Source organism: Streptomyces sp. NPDC052496 (assembly GCF_040679095.1).
In the GTDB taxonomy this organism is placed as follows: Bacteria; Actinomycetota; Actinomycetes; order Streptomycetales; family Streptomycetaceae; genus Streptomyces.
In genome coordinates this window covers 555,587-575,315 of record NZ_JBFAUH010000001.1, presented here as the reverse complement: position 1 = coordinate 575,315, position 19,729 = coordinate 555,587, and the positions used below count along the sequence as shown (strand labels likewise).

The window sequence follows — 19,729 nt, the reverse complement described above, 5'->3', positions numbered from 1 at the left end:
CTCACCCCGCAGACGCGCCCGTCTGCCTCCCCGGCCGCGCCGTGCCGTACGCCGTCCGCCGCCTGCCCTTGCCGGCCGTGGTCCGCACGGGCGGCCGGGTGGCGGCGTGCCGGTCCAGGAAGGCGCCGACCTCGTCGCCCGTCCTCCCCGCGCCGTCGCGGTACGGCCGCAGGGCCCGCGCCGTCGCGTCCAGCATCGTGCGGATACGGGCCGACCGGACGTCCTCCAGGAGGATCAGCGCCCGCGTCCCGGCCGACGCGGCCTCCTCGGGCGCTCGGCTGAGCGCGAGATCGCCCGCTAGTTCCGCGGTGAACAGGGCGATGTTCCGGGTGAAGTGCGGGTTCTGGAGCGCCACCGCCCGGCGCGCGTGCGTCGCCGCGCGCCCCTGCTCGCCCAGTGCGGACCAGCACTGCGCCTCCAAGCCCGCCAGCTCGGCCTCCCCGTAGAAGGACATCCACTCCGGGTCACCGTCGGACGGCCCCTGGGCGAAGAGCCGCTGCGCCCGCAGCAGCGCCTGCTCGCAGCTCCTGCGGTCGCCCAGCCCCGCCCAGCCGCCCGCCTCGCGCAGCGCCAACAGGGACAGCAGGCGCGCCGATCCCAGCTTCTTCGCAGCCTGTTGGGCGGCCTGCGCGGCCCGCACGGCCTCCCGGGGGCGGTTCGCGTCCCGCGCCAGGAAGGCGGTGTTGCAGAACGCGTGCGCCTCCAGGGCGGCATCCCCGGCGACACGGGCGGTGGCCAGCGCTTCGCCGTAGTGCGACCGGGCGTCCCCGAAGCGGCCCGAGTCGTGGGCCAGCCAGCCGACGGAGATGGCCAGTTCCCCGGCTCCCGCGTGCAGGCGGTCGCTGACGGAGCCGCGGTGCACTCCGGCGTCCAGCAACTCGTACGCGGTCCGCAGCGGCTTCGCCGCGCGCCGGTAGAGCCCCTCGCCGCCGTGCCGGTCGTCCAGCAGCCGGATACGGCGTACCGCCTCCTCCACGGCCGCCGCCTCGGACGCGCCGGCCCGCCCGGGACCGCCCCCAGGGACAGGACCCGGTACGCGGGGCACCGCGTCCGGCACGCCGGGCCCGGCCGCGGCCTCCGGGACGAACGGTGGCAGGGCGGTGAGCCCCAGCGCGGCGGCCGGGCCGCCCGTGATGAACGCGCGACGCAGCACGTCGCTCTCCTTGCCGGTCTGGATGTCCGTATCGCGATGCCCTGGCCCGGTCGCGGGCCCCATCGGGCGCCCGGCCGCCGGACCGGCGCCTGTCCGTGGTCCGGGAGGCCCGGAATCTGTCCGTGGCCCGGGAAGCAGCCCGGTATCCGCCTGTGGCCCGGTAAACGTTTCTGGGCCTGCCCATGAGCCGGCGAGTCCCCCGGGGCTCGCCGGCGTGCCGGGCAGCGTCCAGGGGGCGCGCCCCGCCCCCGTACCGCCGCCTCCGTCCGCCGTACGGGCCCGCCGCCCGCGCACCGTCTCCCGGGGCGCGAACCCCATGTCCGCGAGCGTGAGGCCGGGGAACATGTGGCGGAAGACCCGTTCGTAGGCGTAGTTCGGGCACCGGATCTCGCCGGCCTCGACGCGGCCCACGTAACGGGCGTCGCACGCCACCTGCTCCCCGATCTCGCGCGCGGCGCGGCGCACCGACGCCGCGAACTCGCCCGGCGACAGGCGGCCGCGCAACTGCCGGAAGGCGTGGTTGGGCTGGGCGGGGACATGGGGGGACGACGCTGATCCCGCGGTGGGCGACGCCATGGCAGATCCTCCGTGCCGGCTTCGGGCCGGCTCCGTGGCGATGCCGCGGCCTGGCGGTGCGGCGGGACGACGGTACTAGCTGTGACTGGCTCGACACGCAGGGTTTGGCTACAAAACGGATATCTCACGCACCATCCGCCATGAACTGCCATCCTTTGCGGCGCTCTGCCGCCGTAGCCGTTGACGTGTCCGGACGTTGAACAGCAGGTAAAGGGACCGGCGTGTGCAGAGGAGGGGTTTCCGTGCGGGAGACCGGCATGGCCAACGTCAGGACCGCCGTCAGCGGGGAGGCGGGCGCCGGTGGGACGGCGCACGGCGGTGCCGTGCGCGCCGTACGAGCGCCGCACGCTAACGGCCGTCCGGGCGGGCACGTTTCGCCGGCCGCCGACCGCCGCTGGCCCTCCGTGGAGCACGCCCTGCTTCCCGAGGCGCCCCGGCCCTGCGACCTGGTGACGGTGCCGGCCCGTCAGGGCCTGGAGGCGGTGGACATCCTGCGGCTGCGGGCCGGCGTCGGCCCGGTCCTGCACGACGACGCGTGCGACACCCTCGGCTTCCTGGTGCCGCCGGGCACGGCCGACGGCTGGGACCTGCCGGGCAGCGCCTGCACGCAGACGTACGAGCGCGAGGCGCCCGGCGGGGGCGCGCGGGACGCCGACAGCGCTCCCGTGGAACCGCCCGTCACGGGCACCGACTGGCTGGTGTCCCCGGACGGCGCGTGCGGCACCGCCACCGACCCCGTCGTCCTGCGCGAGGCCCTCGGTGAGGCGGCCCGCACGATCGAGGCCGTCGACCGCTGCCGGTGAGCCGGCCGCCCTCGGGGCCCCTCGCCTCCTCCCCACCCCGCCGCCCACTCTGACCAGCGGCGACGCGCCATACTGGAGCCATGGCGAAGAGCAGGCGAGGCCGGTCCCGTACGGGGCCCGAGGCCGTGGTGGAAACCGTGGACGGCGGCGTCGCCGAACTGCGTCCCGACCGGGACCGGCCGCGCGGCTGGACCCTGCTCCTCGACGGTGCCCCGCAGTCCCACGTGGACCTCGACGACCCGGCGTACCTGGACTTCGCGTACCAGCGCCGCCTCGGACACATCGTCGACCTCGCCGCGCCGCCCGGTAAGCCCCTCCAGGTGGTGCACCTGGGTGGCGGAGCGCTGACGATGGCGCGCTATGTGGCGGCCACCCGTCCGCGCTCCACCCAGCAGGCCGTGGAGATCGACGCGCCACTGGTGCAACTGGTCCGCCGTGAGCTGCCTCTGGACAGCGGCTGGCGGATCAGGGTGCGCAACGCGGACGCGCGCGCCGGGCTCGCCAAGATCCCGGACGGCTGGGCGGATCTCGTGATCGCGGACGTGTTCCGCGGTGCCCGCACCCCGGCGCACCTGACCAGCGCCGAGTTCGCGGGGGAGGTCGCGCGGGCGCTGCGGCCGGGCGGCTGGTACGCGGCGAACCTCGCGGACGGCCCGCCGCTGGCCTTCGTACGGGCGCAGGTCGCCACGGTCCGTACGGTCTTCCCCGAGCTGTGCCTGACCGCCGATCCGGCCGTCCTTCGGGGCAAGCGCTTCGGCAACGCCGTCCTGCTCGCCGCCGCCGGGCCGCTCCCGGTCGCCGAGCTGACCCGGCGGGCCGCGACCGACCCGCAGCAGGGGCGCGTCGAACACGGGCGCGCGCTGCTGGACTTCACCGGGGGAGCGCAGCCCGTGACGGACGCGACCGCGGTGGACTCGCCGTCCCCGCCGCCCGCCGTCTTCACCTGAGCGGCGGCCGGCCCGGAATGCCGACGGGCAAGGCGCGCGTCACGTCGCGTGGTTGTCCGTCTCGACCGTCGGCGGGTGGCCGTTCCAGGCGCAGATGACCGACGCGTGTCCCGTGCCGCCCCGGAAGTCGACCCGGAGCCACTGGTCCTGCTGCCACACCTGCATCTGCCAGCCCGCGTCCGGGGTGGCCGAGACCAGCTGGGCCGAGTGGGTGCCCAGATCGATGACCACCCGCCCGCCCGCGGTGGAGAAACTTTTCACCGAGCTGCCTGTGGCGGACCGGCCGCCGTCCCCGGGCGGTGGCTGCGGGCCGTTGCCTGTGCCTTTTCCGCCACCGCCGGACGCGGCGCCGCCGACCTCCTTGGAGCGGTCGCCCGGTTTCGCGGACTGACCGGGGCGGGGGGAGGCCGGTGCGGTCGGCTTGGGCCGGTGCGTGGAGGAGGCGCGGGGCGAGACTCCGCCGTCCGCTCCGTCGTGCGGCGACGGCGCGTTGTCGGACAGCGGGAGCGCGCGCGGCGGGTCGTACGCCGTGCCGGCCAGCACGGTGTGCACGCCGAACCACGACAGCGTGACGGCGGCACCCGTCGCCAGCGTCCAGGCCGCCGTGTGAACCAGTCCTCTGTGCATCCGGTTCATATTGCACCACGTGGGCAACCGGGGCAGCGGGCCGGAGAGCCCGGAGTGGCCGGGACGAAGACGGCACGAAGACGGTACGGAGGGAGATTCCGGGACGGGTCGGGTACACCGCGCAACACCCGCCGAAAAGCGGGCTGATGGCACGCTCCGCGACGTCAACCTCAGATAAAGAAAACCACTCGAATGGCGTACGGTGCGGCCCATGGCAAGTGTGCTCGTGGTTGAGGACGACCCGTTCGTGCGCTCGGCCCTCATCCGGCATCTGACCGAGGCGTGCCACACGGTACGCAGCGTCGGTACGGCCCTGGAGGCGCTGCGCGAGGTGGCTCACGTCGGCTTCGACGTCGTCATCCTGGATCTCGGCCTGCCCGATCTGGACGGGGCGGAGGCCCTGAAGATGCTGCGCGGGATCACCGACGTCCCCGTGATCATCGCCACCGCGCGGGACGACGAGGCGGAGATCGTCCGGCTCCTCAACGACGGCGCCGACGATTACCTGACCAAGCCGTTCTCGGTGGAGCACCTCTCCGCCCGGATGGCCGCCGTACTGCGCCGCTCCCGGGGCGCCGCCGCGGGCGGCGAGCCGCCGTCCCGGGTGCTCCAGGTCGGCGGCCTCAGCATCGACCCGCTGCGCCGCCAGGCCGAACTGGACGGTACGCCGCTCGACCTGACCCGCCGCGAGTTCGACCTGCTCGCCTTCCTGGCCGGCCGCCCGGGGGTCGTCGTGCCCCGCAAGGAACTCCTCGCCGAGGTCTGGCAGCAGTCGTACGGCGACGACCAGACCATCGACGTCCACCTCTCCTGGCTGCGCCGCAAACTGGGCGAGACGGCCGCACAGCCGCGGTACCTGCACACCCTGCGCGGCGTGGGCGTGAAACTGGAGCCACCCCTGTGACGCGCGCCGCCGTGCCGAGCGCGCGCTCGCAGGCGCCAGCGCCGGAGCACGCGCCGTGAGATGGGCCCTGGTCAAGGTGTGCCTGGCCGTCACCGCGATGGTCGTGGTGGCCTTCGCGGTACCGCTCGGGCTCGTCGTCAAGGAGATGGCCAAGGACCGCGCCTTCTCCAACGCCGAGCGGCAGGCGGCCACCATCGGCCCCGTCCTCGCCATCACCACCGACCACGCGCAGCTGGAGCGCGCCGTCGCCAGCGCCGAGAGCGGGCCCGGAAAACACATCGGCGTCCATGTGCCGGCGGGCGAGAAGGGCGGCGAGCCCGCCGAGATCGGTTCCCGGCGGGCCCGGCCCGAGGACGTCGACGCCGCGGTCGGTCTCGGCCGCGCCTCCATCGCGCCGGTGCCCGGCGGTTCGGTGCTGCTCCAGCCCACCGCCGTGGCCTCCGGCATCGCGGTGGTCGAGGTGTACGTACCGGATGCCGCGCTGACCAACGGCGTCACCACCTCGTGGGCGCTGCTGGCGGGCGTCGGCCTGGCGCTGATCGTCGGCTCGGTCGCCGTGGCCGACCGCCTCGGCACCCGTATGGTGCGGCCCGCCGAGCGCCTGGCCGGCGCCGCCCACGACCTGGGCAGGGGCAAGCTGGGCGTACGGGTACGCGAGGACGGCCCCCGCGAACTGCGCGCGGCCGCCGCCGCCTTCAACGCGATGGCCGACCAGGTCGTCCAGCTCCTGGCCAACGAACGCGAGCTGGCCGCCGACCTCTCGCACCGCCTGCGCACCCCGCTCACCGTGCTGCGCCTGAACGCCGCCTCGCTCGGCGAGGGCCCCGCGGCCGACCAGACCCGCGAGGCGGTCGCCCAGTTGGAGCGCGAGGTCGACCAGATCATCCGTACCGCGCGGCAGCAGAAGGCGCACGCCCAGCAGGTGGCCGCCGCGATCGGCTGCGACGCGGCCGAGGTGATCCGGGAACGGATGGACTTCTGGTCGGCGCTCGCGGAGGACGAGGGGCGCACGGTGCGCGTCGCGGGCGCGGACCGGCCCGTACGCGTCCCCGTCGCGCGCCCCGATCTGGCCGCCGCGCTGGACGCGATGCTCGGCAACGTCTTCCGGCACACCCCCGAGGGCACCGCCTTCGCGGTGGACGTGCACAACGCGGAGGACGCGGTGATCGTGCTGGTGTCGGACGCCGGCCCCGGCATCGACGACCCGGACGCGGCCCTGCGCCGCGGCCACGGGGACGGCGGGGACGGATCCACGGGGCTCGGCCTGGACATCGTGCGGCGGCTCGCGGAGACGACCGGCGGGGACGTCCGCATCGGCCGGTCCGTACTGGGCGGCACGGAGGTACGGGTGTGGCTGGCGCTGAACGGCGTGCGGCGGGCGCGCGCGGCACGCCGACGGCACACGGGGCACCGCCTGCGCCGTCGTCTGGGGCGCCGCCTGGGCCGCTCGCGGGGGCGACGGGCGGCGAGGCGCCCGCAGTCCGGTTCCGGCGGGGAGTGAGCGGTACCGACAGAGGCGTCAGGGCCGGGACGTCACGGCCGCCACCAGGACGCACGGAAGCCCGGTCGCCCCCTCCGCTTAACCAGTCCCTTTCCGTCCCTTAAGAGCGCCATAAGCCTTCCAAGTGCCGTACCGAAACCGCCTTTTGTCCGTTTCCTGATCGCTAGCGTGCGGAACGCACCACCGCACCACCGTCCCCCCTTGACGAACAGGCAGGCACGACATGAGTTCCTCGGCACACCGCCGCCGCAAGAGCCGCAAGGCCAAGCTGATCGGTACGGCAGCGGCGGCCGCGCTGGCCGCGGGCGGCGCCTTCGCCGTCGCCGGCTCGGCCCTGGCCACCAAGGCGCCGGCAGCCGTTCCGGCGACCAAGGTCGGCGGCGCCTTCTCCCCGTACATCGACACCTCCCTGTACCCCCCGTACGACATGGCCGACACCGTGCGGAAGACCGGGGTGAAGACCTTCAACCTCGCCTTCGTCACCTCCGGCGGCGGCTGCGAACCGAAGTGGGGCGGCTCGGGCGGGCTGGGCGACGACGCGGTGGCCAAGCAGATCCCGGCCCTGCGCAAGGCCGGCGGCGACGTACGGGTCTCCTTCGGCGGCGCCAACGGCTCCGAGCTGGGCCTGGCCTGCAAGTCGGCGGGCGAGCTGGCCGCCGCGTACGGCAAGGTCATCGACCAGTTCGCGCTCAAGAAGGTCGACTTCGACATCGAGGGCGGCGCGCTGCCGGACACCGCCGCCAACACCCGGCGGGCGCAGGCCGTCGCGCAGCTCCAGAAGAAGCACCCCGGCCTGGACGTCTCCTTCACGCTGCCGGTCATGCCCGAGGGCCTGACGCAGGACGGCGTGAACCTGGTCGCCGACGCCAAGAAGAACGGCGTGAAGATCTCCGCCGTCAACATCATGGCGATGGACTACGGCGCTTCCTACGACGGTGACATGGGCAAGTACGCCATCCAGGCCGCCACCGCCACCCAGGGGCAGCTCAAGAAGACGCTCGGCCTCGGTGACGCGGCCGCCTGGAAGGCCGTCGCCGTGACCCCGATGATCGGCGTCAACGACGTGCAGAAGGAGATCTTCACGGTCGAGGACGCCAAGGAACTGGTCACCTTCGCGCAGTCCAAGCACCTCGCCTGGCTGTCCATGTGGTCCTCGACGCGCGACAAGCCGTGCCCGGGCGGACCGCAGAACTCCGCGCAGCCGACGTGCAGTTCGATCGCGCAGCAGCCGCTCGACTTCACGAAGACGCTCGGCGCCTACTAGATCCTGCCGGCACCGCGGACCAGGCCCGACTGGTACCGCGGACCCGATCCGGCCCGCACCGCGGACCCGACCCGACCGGCACCACCGAACCACCACCGAACCACCACCCCCACCGGCGGGACACAGCGGCCACCCCCCACCGCTGTGTCCCGCCACTCTCACGAGGCGGTCACACCGGCGCTCAGGGCCGGCAGTGCGTTGGCGCGCGCCACGTCCGCGTACCAGTGGGCGCTCGACTTGGGCGTACGGTCCTGCGTCGTGAAGTCCACGTACACCGAGCCGAACCGCTTGCTGTAGCCGTACGCCCATTCGAAGTTGTCCATCAGCGACCACAGGAAGTAGCCGCGCAGGTCGGCGCCGTCGGAGACCGCGCGGTGCGCGGCGGCGAGGTGGGCGTGGACGTAGGCGATGCGCTCCGGGTCGTGCACCGCGCCCTCGGCGTCGGGCAGGTCGTCGTAGGCCGCGCCGTTCTCGGTGACGTACAGGGGCAGGCCGGGGGCCTCCCGGCGGAAGCGCATGAGGAGGTCGTACAGGCCGGTCGGATCCACCGACCAGCCCATCGCCGTGCGCTCGCCCGGCGGTTGGTGGAAAGCCACCCGATCGGCCCCTGGCCAGGGTGAACGGGCGCCAGCGCCGTGTCCGTCATGCCGCGGCAGCGGGGCGTTGTCAGTGCCGCCTGATACCAATGTGGGTGTGTAGTAATTGATGCCCAGCGCGTCGAGGGGGTGCTTGATGACGGCGAGGTCGCCATCGCGGACGAAGGTCCAGTCGGTGATACGCGCGGTGTCCGCGAGGAGGTCCGCGGGGTACGCGCCGCGCAGCAGGGGCCCGGTGAAGATACGCGTCGCCAGCGCGTCGATCCGCCGCTGAGCGTCCAGGTCGGCGGGCGCGTCGGAGCGGGCCCGCACGGCGGCCGGATTGAGGCTGATCATGATCTGGCCGCGGGCGGGCAGCGCGGCGCGCAGCGCCTGGGCGGCGAGCCCGTGGGCGAGGTTGAGGTGGTGCGCGGCGCGCAGGGCGGCCTCCGGATCGGTGCGGCCCGGGGCGTGCACCCCCGACCCGTATCCGAGGAACGCGCTGCACCACGGCTCGTTGAGGGTGGTCCACCACTCGACACGGTCACCGAGGGCGTCCGCGACGATCGCCGCGTAATCGGCGAAGCGCTGCGCGGTGTCCCGGTGCGGCCAGCCGCCTCCGGAGGCGGAGCCGCCGTGGATGTCGGCCTCCAGCTCCTGCGGCAGGTCCCAGTGGTAGAGCGTGAGCACCGGCCGGATGCCGTGGGCGAGCAGGTCGTCGACGAGCCGCCGGTAGAAGTCGAGGCCGCGCTGTACGGCGGGGCCGCGGCCGGTGGGCTGCACCCGCGGCCAGGAGACGGAGAAGCGGTAGGCACCGAGCCCGAGGGCGGCCATCAGCTCCACGTCCTCGTGGCGCCGGTGGAAGTGGTCGACGGCGACATCACCGGTGTCGCCTCCGGCGACCTTGCCGGGGGTGTGGCTGAAGGTGTCCCAGATCGACGGGGTGCGGCCGCCCTCCCGGGCGGCGCCCTCGACCTGATAGGCGGCGGTGGCCGCACCCCAGACGAAGCCGGGCGGAAAACGAAGGGGGCAGGACATGGCGGTACTCCCGTTCACGAGGACGCGGCGCACGGCGCGGGCCGTGCGGGGCGCGTGGCGCGAGTGGTGCAGGTGGTACGAGTGGTGCGCGGGGGAGGTCCGGCCCGTACGCAAGCACGTACGGGCCCGGGGGAGTGGCGCGGCGGCCCACCGGTCAGCCCTTGACCGCGCCCTGCATGATCCCCCCGACGATCTGCTTGCCGAACAGGACGAACGCGACGAGCAGCGGCAGCGTGCCCAGCAGCGCGCCCGCCATGATCACGGACTGGTCGGGGATGTAGCCGCGGCCGAGACCGGTCAGCGCGACCTGCACGGTCGGATTGCCGTTCTGCGTCAGCGCGATGATCGGCCAGAAGAAGTCGTTCCACGCCTGGACGAAGGTGAGCAGGCCGAGCACCGCCATCGCGGGCCGGGCGGCCGGGAAGACGACGTGCCACACCACGCGCCAGCTGTTCGCCCCGTCCGTCCGCGCCGCCTCGATCAGCTCGGTGGGCAGCGCCTGGAGCAGGTACTGCCGCATGAAGAAGACCCCGAAGGCACTGACGAGCGTGGGCAGGATGACGGCCTGCAGCTGATCGGTCCACTCCAGCTCGGCGACGGTCATGAACAGCGGTACGACACTGAGCTGCGGCGGCACCATCATCGTGCCGATCACCAGCAACAGCAGCAGCTTCTTCGCCCGGAAGCGCAGCTTGGCGAACGCGAACCCGGCGACGGTCGAGAAGACCACCGTCCCCGCCGCGATCGTCGTGGCCACCACCGTGGTGTTCAGCAGCGCCGCGCCCATGTTGGCGTCGGACCAGGCCGTACCGAGATTCTTCAGCAGGTTCCCGCCGAACCAGAACGGCGGCGGCGTCTGCGCGAGCCGGGTGTTGTTGCGGGAGGCGGCGACGGCGGTCCACAGCAGCGGGAAGAGCGACCCCGCGGTGAAGAGGATCAGCACCGCATAGGTCACCTTCCCGCCGTGCAGCTGCCGGCCGGCGCGTCGGGCTGTCATGGCTCCCCCTCACGGGCTCGTGCGCAGCCGGCGGGCGATCAGCGCGTTGACCGCGGCGATCACCAGCAGGATCAGGAACATGGTCCAGGCGATGGCCGAGGCCCGGCCGAGATGGAGGTTCACCCATCCCTGCTCGTACAGATAAAGGCCCAGCGTCTGGTACTGATGATCGGCGCCTCCCGTGGCTCCGGCGCTCCCGCTGAACAGCAGCGGCTCGCCGAACAGCTGCGTGGCACCGATCGTCGAGACGACGCAGGTGAACAGGATCGTCGGCCGCAGCGACGGAACGGTGACGTACCGGAACTGCTGCCACCGGGAGGCCCCGTCGAGCGCCGCCGACTCGTACAGGTCGTGCGGTATGGCCTGCATGGCGGCGAGGTAGATCAGCGCGTTGTAGCCCGTCCACCGCCAGATGACGATCGTGGAGACCGCCAGCTTGGAGCTCCAGGAGCCGTTCTCCCAGTCGATGCCGTCCACACCGACCGTGCTCAGCAGCCAGTTGACCATCCCGTAGTCGCGCCCGAAGAGCAGCACGAACACCAGCGTCGCGGCCGCCACCGAGGTGGCGTACGGCGTGAGCACCGCCACCCGGAAGAACATCGACCCGCGCAGCCGGTAGTTGAGCAGGTGCGCGAGTCCGAGCGCCATCAGCAGCTGCGGGACGGTCGACAGGACGCCGATGACGAACGTGTTCCCGAGGGCGTTCCAGAAGAAGTCGTCGCCGAGCAGCCGGGTGAAGTTGCGCAGCCCGGCCCACTCCATGTCGGTGGGCGCGGTCAGCTCCACCCGGTGCAGCGCGGCCCAGCCCGTATAGAGCAGCGGGAAGAGCCCGAAGGCGGCGAAGAAGAGGAAGAAGGGGGCGATGGAGACGTACGGGCTCCAGCGCAGGTCCCGGCGGTAGCGCCGGCTGCGGCGCTCCCGGGCGCGGACGGCGGCGGGACTGTCGGCGCTGCTGCCGCGACCGGAGCCACCGGCACGGCCGGAGGCGGAGGCGGTGCCGGAGGCGGTGGCGGTGACGGTCCGCCCGGGCGAGGGGGGTCCGGCTGCGTTCTTCCGGGCCGGGTCCGGGTTCGGGCCTGGACCCGGCTCCGACGCAGGTCCCGGCTCCGACGCAGGCTCCGGCCCCGGCTCCGGCTCCGGCTCCGATGCCGATTCCGGAGCCGATGCCGATTCCGATTCCGGTGGCGGTGGCGGTGTCCCGGCCGCGGCCGGGGTCGCGGGGCGAGGGGTTCGGCCGTCCACGGCTCACTGGTCCAGCGCGTTGTCGATCGATTCGACCGCCGCCCGCCAGCCCTGCTCGGGCGTCTTGCCCTGCTGGTCGACCTGGAGCACCCCGACATCGGTGATGTTCTGGTTGACGGTGAGGTCCTTCGGGCCGAGCACCTGGTGGGGGATGCCTTCGGCCGCCGCGGCGAAGATCTTGCCGATCGGCGCGTCCCCGAAGTACGGATGCTTGGCCTCCGCCACCGCGGGCAGCCCGTACGCCGTCCGGGCGCTCGGGAAGCTGGCCTGCTTCGTGAAGAGCTTGGCCTGCTGCTCGGGCGCGGTCAGCCAGGCCGCCAGTTTCACCGCCTCGCTCCTGTGCCGGCTCGCCTCCGGTACGGCCAGGAAGGACCCGCCCCAGTTCCCGGGCTTGGGCGCGGCGGCCACGTCCCACTTGTCGCGGCCCGCGTCCCCGGACTTCTCCTTGATGTAACCGAGCATCCACGGCGGGCAGGAGACCGTCGCGAAGCGCCCGTTGGCGTACGCCTGGTCCCAGGATTTCTGGAACTGCTGCAGGCGTGCGGTCAGTTTGCCCGTCGCCGCCCGCATCGCCGCGTCCCACGCCTTCCGTACGGACGGGCTGTCCTTGTAGACCAGCTTGCCGTTCCGGTCGTAGTAGCGCTCCGCGCTGCTGGAGATCACCGCGTTGTAGACGCCGGAGGCGGAGTCCACGAAGGCGGTGCCGGCCGGGGCCTTGCTCATGTAGCGCTCGCCGACGTCGAGATACTTGCCCCAGTCGCCTGCCCAGAGCTTGGCCACCGCGTTCCGGTCGGTGGGCAGTCCGGCCTTGGCGAAGAGGTCCTTGCGGTAGCAGATCGCCATCGGCCCGATGTCCGTACCCAGCCCCACGGTCTTGCCGCTCGCGTTCGTCGCCTGCGCCCACTTCCAGGGAATGAAGTCGTCCTTGCGCACGCCCGGCGCCTTCGAGAGGTCGACGAGCTTGCCGGCCTGGGTGGCGGTGACCTCGGCGATGTTGTTGACCTCGACCGCCTGGATGTCGGTGAGCCCGCTGCCCGTGCTCAGATGGGTGAGCAGCTGCGGGTAGTAGTTCTCGTTCCGCTCGATCGAGGTCTCTTTGATGGTGATGTCCGGGTGCAGTTTCATGTACGCGTCGTAGAGCCCGGCCTGCTGGTAGCCGAAGACACCGAAGACACCGACCGTCAGGGTGGTCTTCTTCCCGGCGGCGGCCCCCGACGAGCCCGTCGCGCCGGGGGCGTCGCTGTCCTCGGCGCAGCCGCCGAGCAGTGCGGCCCCGAGCACGGCGGCCGTGAGGGCCACCGCCCGCCGACGGGTGCCGCGGATCGTCGTTCGCATTGCGTCTCCTCCTGGTGCCCTGCAGACCGTGCGTGCGGGATGTGGGGGGTCCAGTACTGTGGGAGCGCTCCCAGACGTTATGAGGTGAAGGGTCGCGGTTCCCCGGCGCGCATGTCAAGGGATCGCGCGCCAACGCCCGTACGGCGGCACGCTGTTGAATGTACGGCCAGGACGGCAAGCGGAGGCGGCGATGACACCAGGCGCACGGCGAGGGGGCGGCAGGCCCACACTCGAAGAGGTCGCCGCGCGCGCGGGCGTCGGCCGCGGCACGGTCTCCCGCGTGATCAACGGCTCCCCCCGGGTCAGCGAACGGACCCGCACCCTGGTGCAGCAGGCCGTCGCCGACCTCGGCTACGTACCCGACCGCGCCGCCCGCGCCCTGGCGGGCAACCGCGCCGACACGGTCGCCCTGGTCGTGCCGGAGACCGAGACCCGGCTCTTCGCCGAGCCGTACTTCTCCGGCATCCTCCGCGGCGTCAGCGCCGGCCTCGCCGACCACGACATGCAGCTGCTGCTCACCCTGATCCGTACGTCCAAGGAGCGGCGCCGCTTCGCGGACTACCTCGCCGCGCACCGCGTCGACGGCGTACTGCTGGTCTCCGTACACGGCGACGACCCGCTGCCCGACCTGCTGGGCCGGATGGCGATCCCGACCGTCCTCAACGGACGCCGCACCGCCGGGGAGACGGTCCCGTACGTGGACTCCGACAACACCGGCGGCGCGCAGAGCGCCCTGGAACACCTCATCGGCCGCGGCCGGCGCCAGGCCGCCACCATCGCCGGGCCGCCCGACATGTACGTGGCCCACTGCCGCCTAGACGGCTACCGGCAGGCCGTACGCGCCGCCGGCCACCCCGAGGACCCCGCACTCGTCGCCCACGGCGACTTCACCGAGGAGGGCGGCCGGCGCGCCATGCGCGAACTGCTCGCCCGCCGCCCCGCCCTGGACGCCGTCTTCTGCGCCTCGGACGTGATGGCCGCGGGCGCCCGGCAGGAACTGCGCGCGGCGGGCCGCCGCATCCCGGACGACGTGGCCCTGGTCGGCTTCGACGACTCCGCCATCGCCCGGCACATGGATCCGCCGCTGACCAGCGTCCGCCAGCCGATCGAGGAGATGGGCCGGGCGATGGCGGAGCTGCTGATGGAACTGATCACCGGGGCGGCGGGCGGCAGCGGGCTGGGCAGTGAGGTGGGTGACCAGACGGGCGGTCAGGCAGGCAGCCAGGCGGGCAGTCAGGCGGACCGGCCGGGTCACCACCTCGTGTACCCGACGGAGCTGGTGCGCCGGGCGTCCTCCTGAACGGCAAGGGGCCTGGCCCCGGCTCCGAAGCCGGGACCAGACCCGCTGTCCCGGCTCCGAAGCCGGGACCAGACCCGCCGTCCTCCTACAGCGCCTGCGGAACTACAGCCCCATACAGAGCCACCGTCCCTGCGAGACCGCCACCGTCCCTAAGGAACCACCGGCCCCTGCAAGACCACAGGTGGCCTGCAAGACCACAGGTGCCCTGCAAGACCACAGGTAGCCTGCAAGACCACCAGCCCTCCCAGGACCACCGGCCCTTCCAGGACCACCAGCCCTCCCAGGACCATCGGCCCACCCAGGACCCACCGGCCCTTCCAGAATCACTAGCCCCTCCAGGACTACGGGCGACCCCAACTGGGCCCCCGCCCCTACAGCGCCGGATGCGCGTTCTTCAACAACTCCCTGAACTGTGCCGAGAACCAGTGCCCGGACAGCGGTGCGTTCGGCAGGGCCCCCGACCGGTGATGGTTGTTGCGCGGATTGCCCTCGTACGTCGGGTCACACATGCGGTCGAAGCCCTTGCCCTCGTTGTTCGGGATCGCCGCGCTCGAACCGTCCGACTCACCCGGCGGCTTCATCCACACGTACGCGTCGATGCCCGCCGCCGGCGCCGTCCGCGGGCGTTCGCCCAGCCCCGCGCCCGCCTGGTTGCACCAGTTGCCGACGTGCAGCCGCCGGTCGTACCGGCCTCCGTCCACGTACGCGTTCACGTCCGTACGCGGCCCGGGCCCCGCCGGCCGTGCGCTGCCGCCCCAGCCGTTGCGCGAGGTGTCGATCAGCATGCCCACGTCCGGGCGGAACCCGGCCCGCACCGCCTCCTGCCGGAACGCCTGGGCGAACGACAGCTCGTCGCCGTAACGGTTCCAGTCCACCCACTTAGACTCCCGCACCGATCGGCCCGCCACGCTGTCGCCCAGCGCGAAGTTCTCCTCCTTGAGCGCGCTGTAATTGGCCGTGTTGGTGATGAACCCGTGCACCTTGTCGACCGTGCTGCCCTCGGCCGTGGCCGCCTGGTGCAGCAGCCGCGCGGTCGCGCCGAAGTTGTCGTCCCAGCCGATCCAGCCGTGGTGGCCGGCGTCCACGTAGTTGTAGACGTTGGGGACCGCGCCCAGCTTGTTGAGCGCGTACCCGACGCCCTTGACGTAGTTGCCGTTGGCGAGCATGGCGTCGCACTGCGGTGTGGCGGTGACGCGGCCGCCGGTGTTGGTGACGAGGTTGGGCAGCGAGTCGATCTCGACGGTGGTCACGATCCGCAGCGACGCGTACTTCGGGTCGGCGAGCACGGCCGCGATGGGGTCGATGTAGCGGGTCTTGTACGCGTCGATCTCCGTCGGGCCCAGTTCACCGTTGGAGGCGAGCGCCGAGCAGTCCCGCCCCGGCAGGTTGTAGATGACGAGCTGGACGACGAGCGGCCGGCCCGCCGCCTGCCGTAAGGCGGTGTCCAGGTGGCCGCGCAGGCCCATCGTGCCATCGGTGCCGTTGACTGCCGCGATGCGGTCGAGCCAGATGCCGGTCGGCTGCCCGGCGACCTTGCCGCCGCCCGGCTCGGCCGCCGCCTTCGCCGACCACTCCGGATTCACGTAGACGCCGGCGCCCGCGTACGGGTTGTCGACGCGGGCGGCCGGGGCCGCGTGGGCGGTGCCGTGCAGAGCGTCGGCCGTCCCGGCGGCGATCAGCGCCACGCAGGCCGCGAGCGCGGCGGCGCGGGCACGGTGCCGGGCGGTGGAGCGCTGGACGGTGGAGGGCCGGACGGTGGAGCGCTGGACGGTGCCGTCCGGGTCCGGCCGGCGTACGGAGGACTGTTCAGCGGAACGTCTCATGAGCGGGTCGTCCTTTCTCGGTAGGGAGTCCCGTACGTGTCTCGGTCTCGGTAGGGAGTCCCGTACGTGTCCCGGTCTTGGTAGGAGTTCCTGTACGTGTCTCGGTCTCGGTCTCTGCGGAGTGTGGTGCCGGTCACGGGGCCCGCGACGCCGGCTTCAGGGCACGCAGGTGATCACGCAGCCCGGCACCGTACGCGGTGGGCGTCCCGGCGTAGTCGCTGATGAGGGCCGGGCCGGCGGCGCAGTCCCAGGTGTTCCAGGTCCAGCCCAGATACGACGCCCGGCGCCCGTCCAGCCACCGCATGACGCGGTCGGTGAAGGCGTGGGCGCAGGTGTTCTCGCCGATCTCGCCCGCGACGAGCGGCACGCGGTCGGCGACCGGCCCCAGCGTGCGTGACCAGCAGCTCTCGTCGGCACAGGCGTTGAAGTTGTACGCGTGCCAGGCGGCCGCGAGGTTGCCCGCCGGGTCCTTCGGCGCGTACGCGGTCCAGCGGCTGAGGTCGTTGGCGTACGCGAGGCCGCCCACCAGGATCGGGTTGCGGGCGCCGGTGGCCCGGACGGCGTCCACCAGGGTCTGCATCCCGGCGACCTCGTACCCGATGCCGGGGCAGGTCCCACCGTCCCGCCAGCACGCCCACGCCCGCTCGGGGTCGGAGGTCGCGCGGTCCGGGTACGGCTCGTTGAACAGGTCGAACACGACCTCGGGCGCGTTCTTGAAGGTGCCGGCGACCGAGGACCAGAAGGCGGGGGAGTAGCGCCGGTCCGGCATGGGCTTCTGACAGCCGGCGTGCTCGTCGGCGCAGCCGGCCGAGGGGCCGGTGTAGCGGCCGTGGCTCCAGTGCAGTTCGAGGACCGGGGTCAGGCCGTGGGCCGTCAGGCGCCGTACGTAGTCGCGTACGGCCGAGGTGTACGCGGCGCCCGCGTACCGGGGGTCGATGTTGGCCGTACCGAGCCAGCACTCCTCGTTGAGCGGGATGCGGACGGTGTCGGCGCGCCAGCCCGCGATGGCCGCGACGGACACGTCGTCGACCGGGCCGTCGAAGATGCCACGGCCCTGCACGCACGCGAACTCGGCGCCGGAACGATTCACCCCGAGCAGGCGGCGTGTGGCGCCGGCGCGGTCGACGAAACGGTTGCCCTCCACGCGCAACTGCGGCGGCGCGGCCGGCGCAGCGGGAACGGAGGAGACGGAAAGGGGAGGAGCGGGGGCTGGGGAAGCGGACGCTTGGGCCGGTGACGAGGCCGGTGACGAGGCCGGTGACGAGGCCGGTGACGAGGCCGGTGACGAGGCCGGTGACGAGGCCGGGGCGGCCGGGGCAGGCGGGGACGCGCCCGGTAGAGCGAGTACCGCGGCCACCGCCAGGGCGTACCGGCGTAACGGTCTGCGCATGGAGCGACTCCTCGGGTCGTACGCGGGCCCGCGCGGCCCGCGACGGATGGAATCGCTCCCACTGGTTGCACGGAGGCTAGCGCCAACGCGCGGGATTCACATAGCAGTTGCGTAAATCCCGCGACGGAAGTCCGCGTCAGATGCTGCGAGCGCCCCTCTTGACGGAGCGCCCGCCCGCCTCAATCCTTGGGAGCGCTCCCACTGGTTGCGGTGAAACGGGCCGGCGCGCGCTTCTCCATCCCGGCGCGCCCGGCCACGGCCCCGGCCCGCACGACGGGCCCTGCCCCATACAACGTCTCCCTGCCCGCACGCCGGTCCCCGACCATGCAACGGTCCCCGCCCATCCAACGGCCCCCGCACACGGAACGGACCCTCGCCTTCACGACGGGCCCCGCCTTCACGACGAGCCCCGCCCTCGCGATAAGCCATCCCCTCACGACGAGCCTGGCCCTCACCACAAGCCCCCCTCACGACGGCCCGCGTACCTCCATCCGGAAGGAGATCGGCGTACTGCCCGTGCGGTGCTGGAAGAACTTCGCGAAGTTCGTGGCGTCGGCGAAGCCGAGGCGTCCGGCGATCCGGGCGGCCGTCTGGTCCCCGTGGGCCAGCAGCCGCTTGGCCTCCAGCACCACGCGGCGGTCGATGAACTCCTTCGCGCCCACGCCGGTGGCGGCGGCGGTCGCGCGGGAGAGGGTGCGGGGCGAGTAGCCGAGCGCCCGCGCGTAGTCCTCGACGCGGCGGCTGCGGGTGAAGTCGCGCTCCACCGCGTCGCGGAACCGGAGAAAGGTCTCGCTCGCCTCGCAGACCCCCTCGGCCTGGCCGCCGTCACCATCACGGCCCCGCGCGGACAGCCGGGCGACCCGCAGCACCAGTACGGCCAGCAGATGGCGCAGCACCTCGATGTGTGTCTCCAGAGGCAGGCCGCGCAGAGCCCCGAATTCCTGGTGCAGGTGACGCAGAGCACACTCCACCGCCTGCGCCTCCTCCCCCTCCGGGTGGTGCACGGCGGGGCCGAACCAGTCCTCCAGGCGGGCCACGGCCGCTGTCGCCGGATCCAGGAAGCCGGATTCGAACAGCACCAGCCGTCCCTCCGCTCCGGTCAAGGTGCCGAAGTGGTGAACCTGTCCCGGACGCACCCAGATCCAGTCATTCGCGCACAGCTCATACTTTCGGAAGTCCACGGTGTGCCGGAGGCGCCCGCTGTCCACCACGAGGAGGTGGTGGAAGTCCGGACGGTGCGGGACGGCGAGGGCGCAGGCGTCGGCGCGGTCGCGCAGCTCGGCGAGGGTCAGCACCTCCACCCCGGCCGGCCGCCCGGCCGGTGCCGTGAACGCGACCTCCGGGATGCTCTCCCCGGCGCCCTGCGCAGCGTGTCGTTTTTTCACCATCACTGGTCCCGTGTCCACCCCGGTAGGCCGTGTTCGCGCGCCTAGCGTGGAAGGCGTCAGCGCGGCTGATGACGGAAAAAGGAAAGCCAGAGTATGCCCCGGCAGGGGCGCAGGGAGTACCGCCATGTCCAAGATCGCCATTTTCGGAGCCAACGGCACCATCGGCAGCCGCGTCCTCGACGAGGCGCTGCGCCGCGGCCACCAGGTCACCGCGGTCGTCCGCGACCCCGCGAAGATCACCAAGACCGACCCGAACCTGACCGTGACCACCGGCGACATCCTCGACCCGGCCTCCGTCGCGGCCGCGGCCCAGGGGCAGGACGTGCTGGTCAGTGCGGTGGGCGGCGGCGACGGCCCGGGCCACCTCGCGACGATCAAGCCCGCGGCCGAGGCCCTGGTCGCGGGCCTGCGCACCCTCGGCGAGGCCGCGCCCCGGCTGATCGCCGTCGGCGGCGCCGGCTCGCTGCGTACGCCGGACGGCAAGCAGGTCTGGGACGCGGAGGGCCTGCCGGAGTTCCTGCTCCAGATCATGCACGCGCACGGCGACGCGCTGGACTTCTACCGCACCGTGACGGACGTGCGCTGGACCAACGTGAGCCCGGCCGCCCTGATCGAGCCCGGAGAGCGTACGGGCACGTACCGCACGGCCCTGGACGACCTGGTCGCCGACGCGGAGGGCACCAGCCGGATCACCGCCGAGGACTACGCCGTCGCCCTCCTGGACGAGGCCGAGAAGCCCCAGCACATCGGCGAGCGCTTCACCGTCGGCTACTGAGCCCACGGGGCGCAGCCGGCGCCCGGGCGCCCCGGAGGCCACCGGCCCCGACCGGACTCCCCGGCCCGCCCACAACCGCCGGGCCAGGGCG

General features: G+C 73.0%; 15 protein-coding genes and 1 pseudogene. 7 read left to right on the top strand and 9 right to left on the bottom strand.

Features of this window, described 5'->3' with window-relative positions; translation table 11 throughout:
- Position 1: 1 nt before the first annotated feature.
- Positions 2-1,729: a hypothetical protein gene (locus AB0L45_RS02525; RefSeq protein WP_365835259.1), complete on the bottom strand. Its 1,728-nt coding sequence runs from the start codon at positions 1,727-1,729 to the stop codon at positions 2-4.
- A gap of 257 nt (positions 1,730-1,986) precedes the next feature.
- Here AB0L45_RS02525 and AB0L45_RS02520 point away from each other — a divergent pair, with 257 nt between their 5' ends.
- Together AB0L45_RS02520 and AB0L45_RS02515 are read left to right on the top strand one after the other, a co-directional pair.
- Positions 1,987-2,532, top strand: a complete 546-nt coding sequence (locus tag AB0L45_RS02520) for a hypothetical protein (RefSeq protein ID WP_365835257.1) — start codon at positions 1,987-1,989, stop codon at positions 2,530-2,532.
- A gap of 80 nt (positions 2,533-2,612) precedes the next feature.
- On the top strand, positions 2,613-3,479 hold the full coding sequence (locus AB0L45_RS02515; RefSeq protein ID WP_365835255.1) for a fused MFS/spermidine synthase: 867 nt from the start codon (positions 2,613-2,615) through the stop codon (positions 3,477-3,479).
- A 39-nt stretch (positions 3,480-3,518) separates the two neighbouring features.
- Here the strand turns inward: AB0L45_RS02515 and AB0L45_RS02510 are convergent, their stop codons facing one another.
- A complete protein-coding gene (locus tag AB0L45_RS02510) occupies positions 3,519-4,106 on the bottom strand; it encodes a hypothetical protein (protein WP_365835253.1) in 588 nt (195 codons plus the stop codon).
- 211 nt (positions 4,107-4,317) lie between these two features.
- On the opposite strand from AB0L45_RS02510, the gene AB0L45_RS02505 reads away from it, so the two are divergent.
- From AB0L45_RS02505 to AB0L45_RS02495, 3 genes and pseudogenes are all read left to right on the top strand, one after another.
- Positions 4,318-5,010: a response regulator transcription factor gene (locus tag AB0L45_RS02505; RefSeq protein WP_365835251.1), complete on the top strand. Its 693-nt coding sequence runs from the start codon at positions 4,318-4,320 to the stop codon at positions 5,008-5,010.
- 55 nt (positions 5,011-5,065) lie between these two features.
- On the top strand, positions 5,066-6,511 hold the full coding sequence (locus AB0L45_RS02500; RefSeq protein ID WP_365835249.1) for a HAMP domain-containing sensor histidine kinase: 1,446 nt from the start codon (positions 5,066-5,068) through the stop codon (positions 6,509-6,511).
- Between the two features lie 385 nt (positions 6,512-6,896).
- Positions 6,897-7,775, top strand: a pseudogene (locus AB0L45_RS02495) (chitinase); the annotation flags it as partial.
- 158 nt (positions 7,776-7,933) lie between these two features.
- Here AB0L45_RS02495 and AB0L45_RS02490 read toward each other — a convergent pair.
- The 4 genes from AB0L45_RS02490 to AB0L45_RS02475 all read right to left on the bottom strand — a co-directional run bounded on the left by AB0L45_RS02490 (position 7,934) and on the right by AB0L45_RS02475 (position 12,962).
- Positions 7,934-9,388, bottom strand: a complete 1,455-nt coding sequence (locus AB0L45_RS02490) for a GH1 family beta-glucosidase (RefSeq protein WP_365835247.1) — start codon at positions 9,386-9,388, stop codon at positions 7,934-7,936.
- Between the two features lie 154 nt (positions 9,389-9,542).
- Positions 9,543-10,385, bottom strand: a complete 843-nt coding sequence (locus AB0L45_RS02485; protein WP_365835245.1) for a carbohydrate ABC transporter permease — start codon at positions 10,383-10,385, stop codon at positions 9,543-9,545.
- A gap of 9 nt (positions 10,386-10,394) precedes the next feature.
- Positions 10,395-11,627, bottom strand: a complete 1,233-nt coding sequence (locus AB0L45_RS02480) for a sugar ABC transporter permease (RefSeq protein ID WP_365835243.1) — start codon at positions 11,625-11,627, stop codon at positions 10,395-10,397.
- A gap of 3 nt (positions 11,628-11,630) precedes the next feature.
- Positions 11,631-12,962 (bottom strand): ABC transporter substrate-binding protein, encoded by a 1,332-nt coding sequence (locus tag AB0L45_RS02475; RefSeq protein ID WP_365835241.1) that lies wholly within the window; start codon positions 12,960-12,962, stop codon positions 11,631-11,633.
- 190 nt (positions 12,963-13,152) lie between these two features.
- Here AB0L45_RS02475 and AB0L45_RS02470 point away from each other — a divergent pair, with 190 nt between their 5' ends.
- Positions 13,153-14,262, top strand: a complete 1,110-nt coding sequence (locus tag AB0L45_RS02470; RefSeq protein WP_365835239.1) for a LacI family DNA-binding transcriptional regulator — start codon at positions 13,153-13,155, stop codon at positions 14,260-14,262.
- 371 nt (positions 14,263-14,633) lie between these two features.
- Here AB0L45_RS02470 and AB0L45_RS02465 read toward each other — a convergent pair whose 3' ends face one another.
- The 3 genes from AB0L45_RS02465 to AB0L45_RS02455 all read right to left on the bottom strand — a co-directional run bounded on the left by AB0L45_RS02465 (position 14,634) and on the right by AB0L45_RS02455 (position 18,863).
- Positions 14,634-16,085, bottom strand: a complete 1,452-nt coding sequence (locus AB0L45_RS02465) for a glycoside hydrolase family 6 protein (RefSeq protein ID WP_365835237.1) — start codon at positions 16,083-16,085, stop codon at positions 14,634-14,636.
- Between the two features lie 133 nt (positions 16,086-16,218).
- The gene (locus tag AB0L45_RS02460; protein WP_365835235.1) at positions 16,219-17,475 is read right to left on the bottom strand and encodes a cellulase family glycosylhydrolase; all 1,257 of its coding nucleotides are present in this window, start codon (positions 17,473-17,475) and stop codon (positions 16,219-16,221) included.
- A 467-nt stretch (positions 17,476-17,942) separates the two neighbouring features.
- On the bottom strand, positions 17,943-18,863 hold the full coding sequence (locus tag AB0L45_RS02455) for an AraC family transcriptional regulator (RefSeq protein ID WP_365835233.1): 921 nt from the start codon (positions 18,861-18,863) through the stop codon (positions 17,943-17,945).
- Between the two features lie 124 nt (positions 18,864-18,987).
- On the opposite strand from AB0L45_RS02455, the gene AB0L45_RS02450 reads away from it, so the two are divergent.
- A complete protein-coding gene (locus AB0L45_RS02450; RefSeq protein WP_365835231.1) occupies positions 18,988-19,638 on the top strand; it encodes an NAD(P)H-binding protein in 651 nt (216 codons plus the stop codon).
- Positions 19,639-19,729 lie beyond the last annotated feature (91 nt).

Coding starts and splice junctions, on each gene's coding strand:
- AB0L45_RS02460 (WP_365835235.1), bottom strand. CDS start 17,475: ATGCGCAGACCGTTACGCCGGTACGCCCTGGCGGTGGCCGCGGTACTC.
- AB0L45_RS02450 (WP_365835231.1), top strand. CDS start 18,988: ATGTCCAAGATCGCCATTTTCGGAGCCAACGGCACCATCGGCAGCCGC.
- AB0L45_RS02525 (WP_365835259.1), bottom strand. CDS start 1,729: ATGGCGTCGCCCACCGCGGGATCAGCGTCGTCCCCCCATGTCCCCGCC.
- AB0L45_RS02455 (WP_365835233.1), bottom strand. CDS start 18,863: ATGGTGAAAAAACGACACGCTGCGCAGGGCGCCGGGGAGAGCATCCCG.
- AB0L45_RS02520 (WP_365835257.1), top strand. CDS start 1,987: ATGGCCAACGTCAGGACCGCCGTCAGCGGGGAGGCGGGCGCCGGTGGG.
- AB0L45_RS02470 (WP_365835239.1), top strand. CDS start 13,153: ATGACACCAGGCGCACGGCGAGGGGGCGGCAGGCCCACACTCGAAGAG.
- AB0L45_RS02475 (WP_365835241.1), bottom strand. CDS start 12,962: ATGCGAACGACGATCCGCGGCACCCGTCGGCGGGCGGTGGCCCTCACG.
- AB0L45_RS02485 (WP_365835245.1), bottom strand. CDS start 10,385: ATGACAGCCCGACGCGCCGGCCGGCAGCTGCACGGCGGGAAGGTGACC.
- AB0L45_RS02505 (WP_365835251.1), top strand. CDS start 4,318: ATGGCAAGTGTGCTCGTGGTTGAGGACGACCCGTTCGTGCGCTCGGCC.
- AB0L45_RS02465 (WP_365835237.1), bottom strand. CDS start 16,085: ATGAGACGTTCCGCTGAACAGTCCTCCGTACGCCGGCCGGACCCGGAC.
- AB0L45_RS02510 (WP_365835253.1), bottom strand. CDS start 4,106: ATGCACAGAGGACTGGTTCACACGGCGGCCTGGACGCTGGCGACGGGT.
- AB0L45_RS02515 (WP_365835255.1), top strand. CDS start 2,613: ATGGCGAAGAGCAGGCGAGGCCGGTCCCGTACGGGGCCCGAGGCCGTG.
- AB0L45_RS02490 (WP_365835247.1), bottom strand. CDS start 9,388: ATGTCCTGCCCCCTTCGTTTTCCGCCCGGCTTCGTCTGGGGTGCGGCC.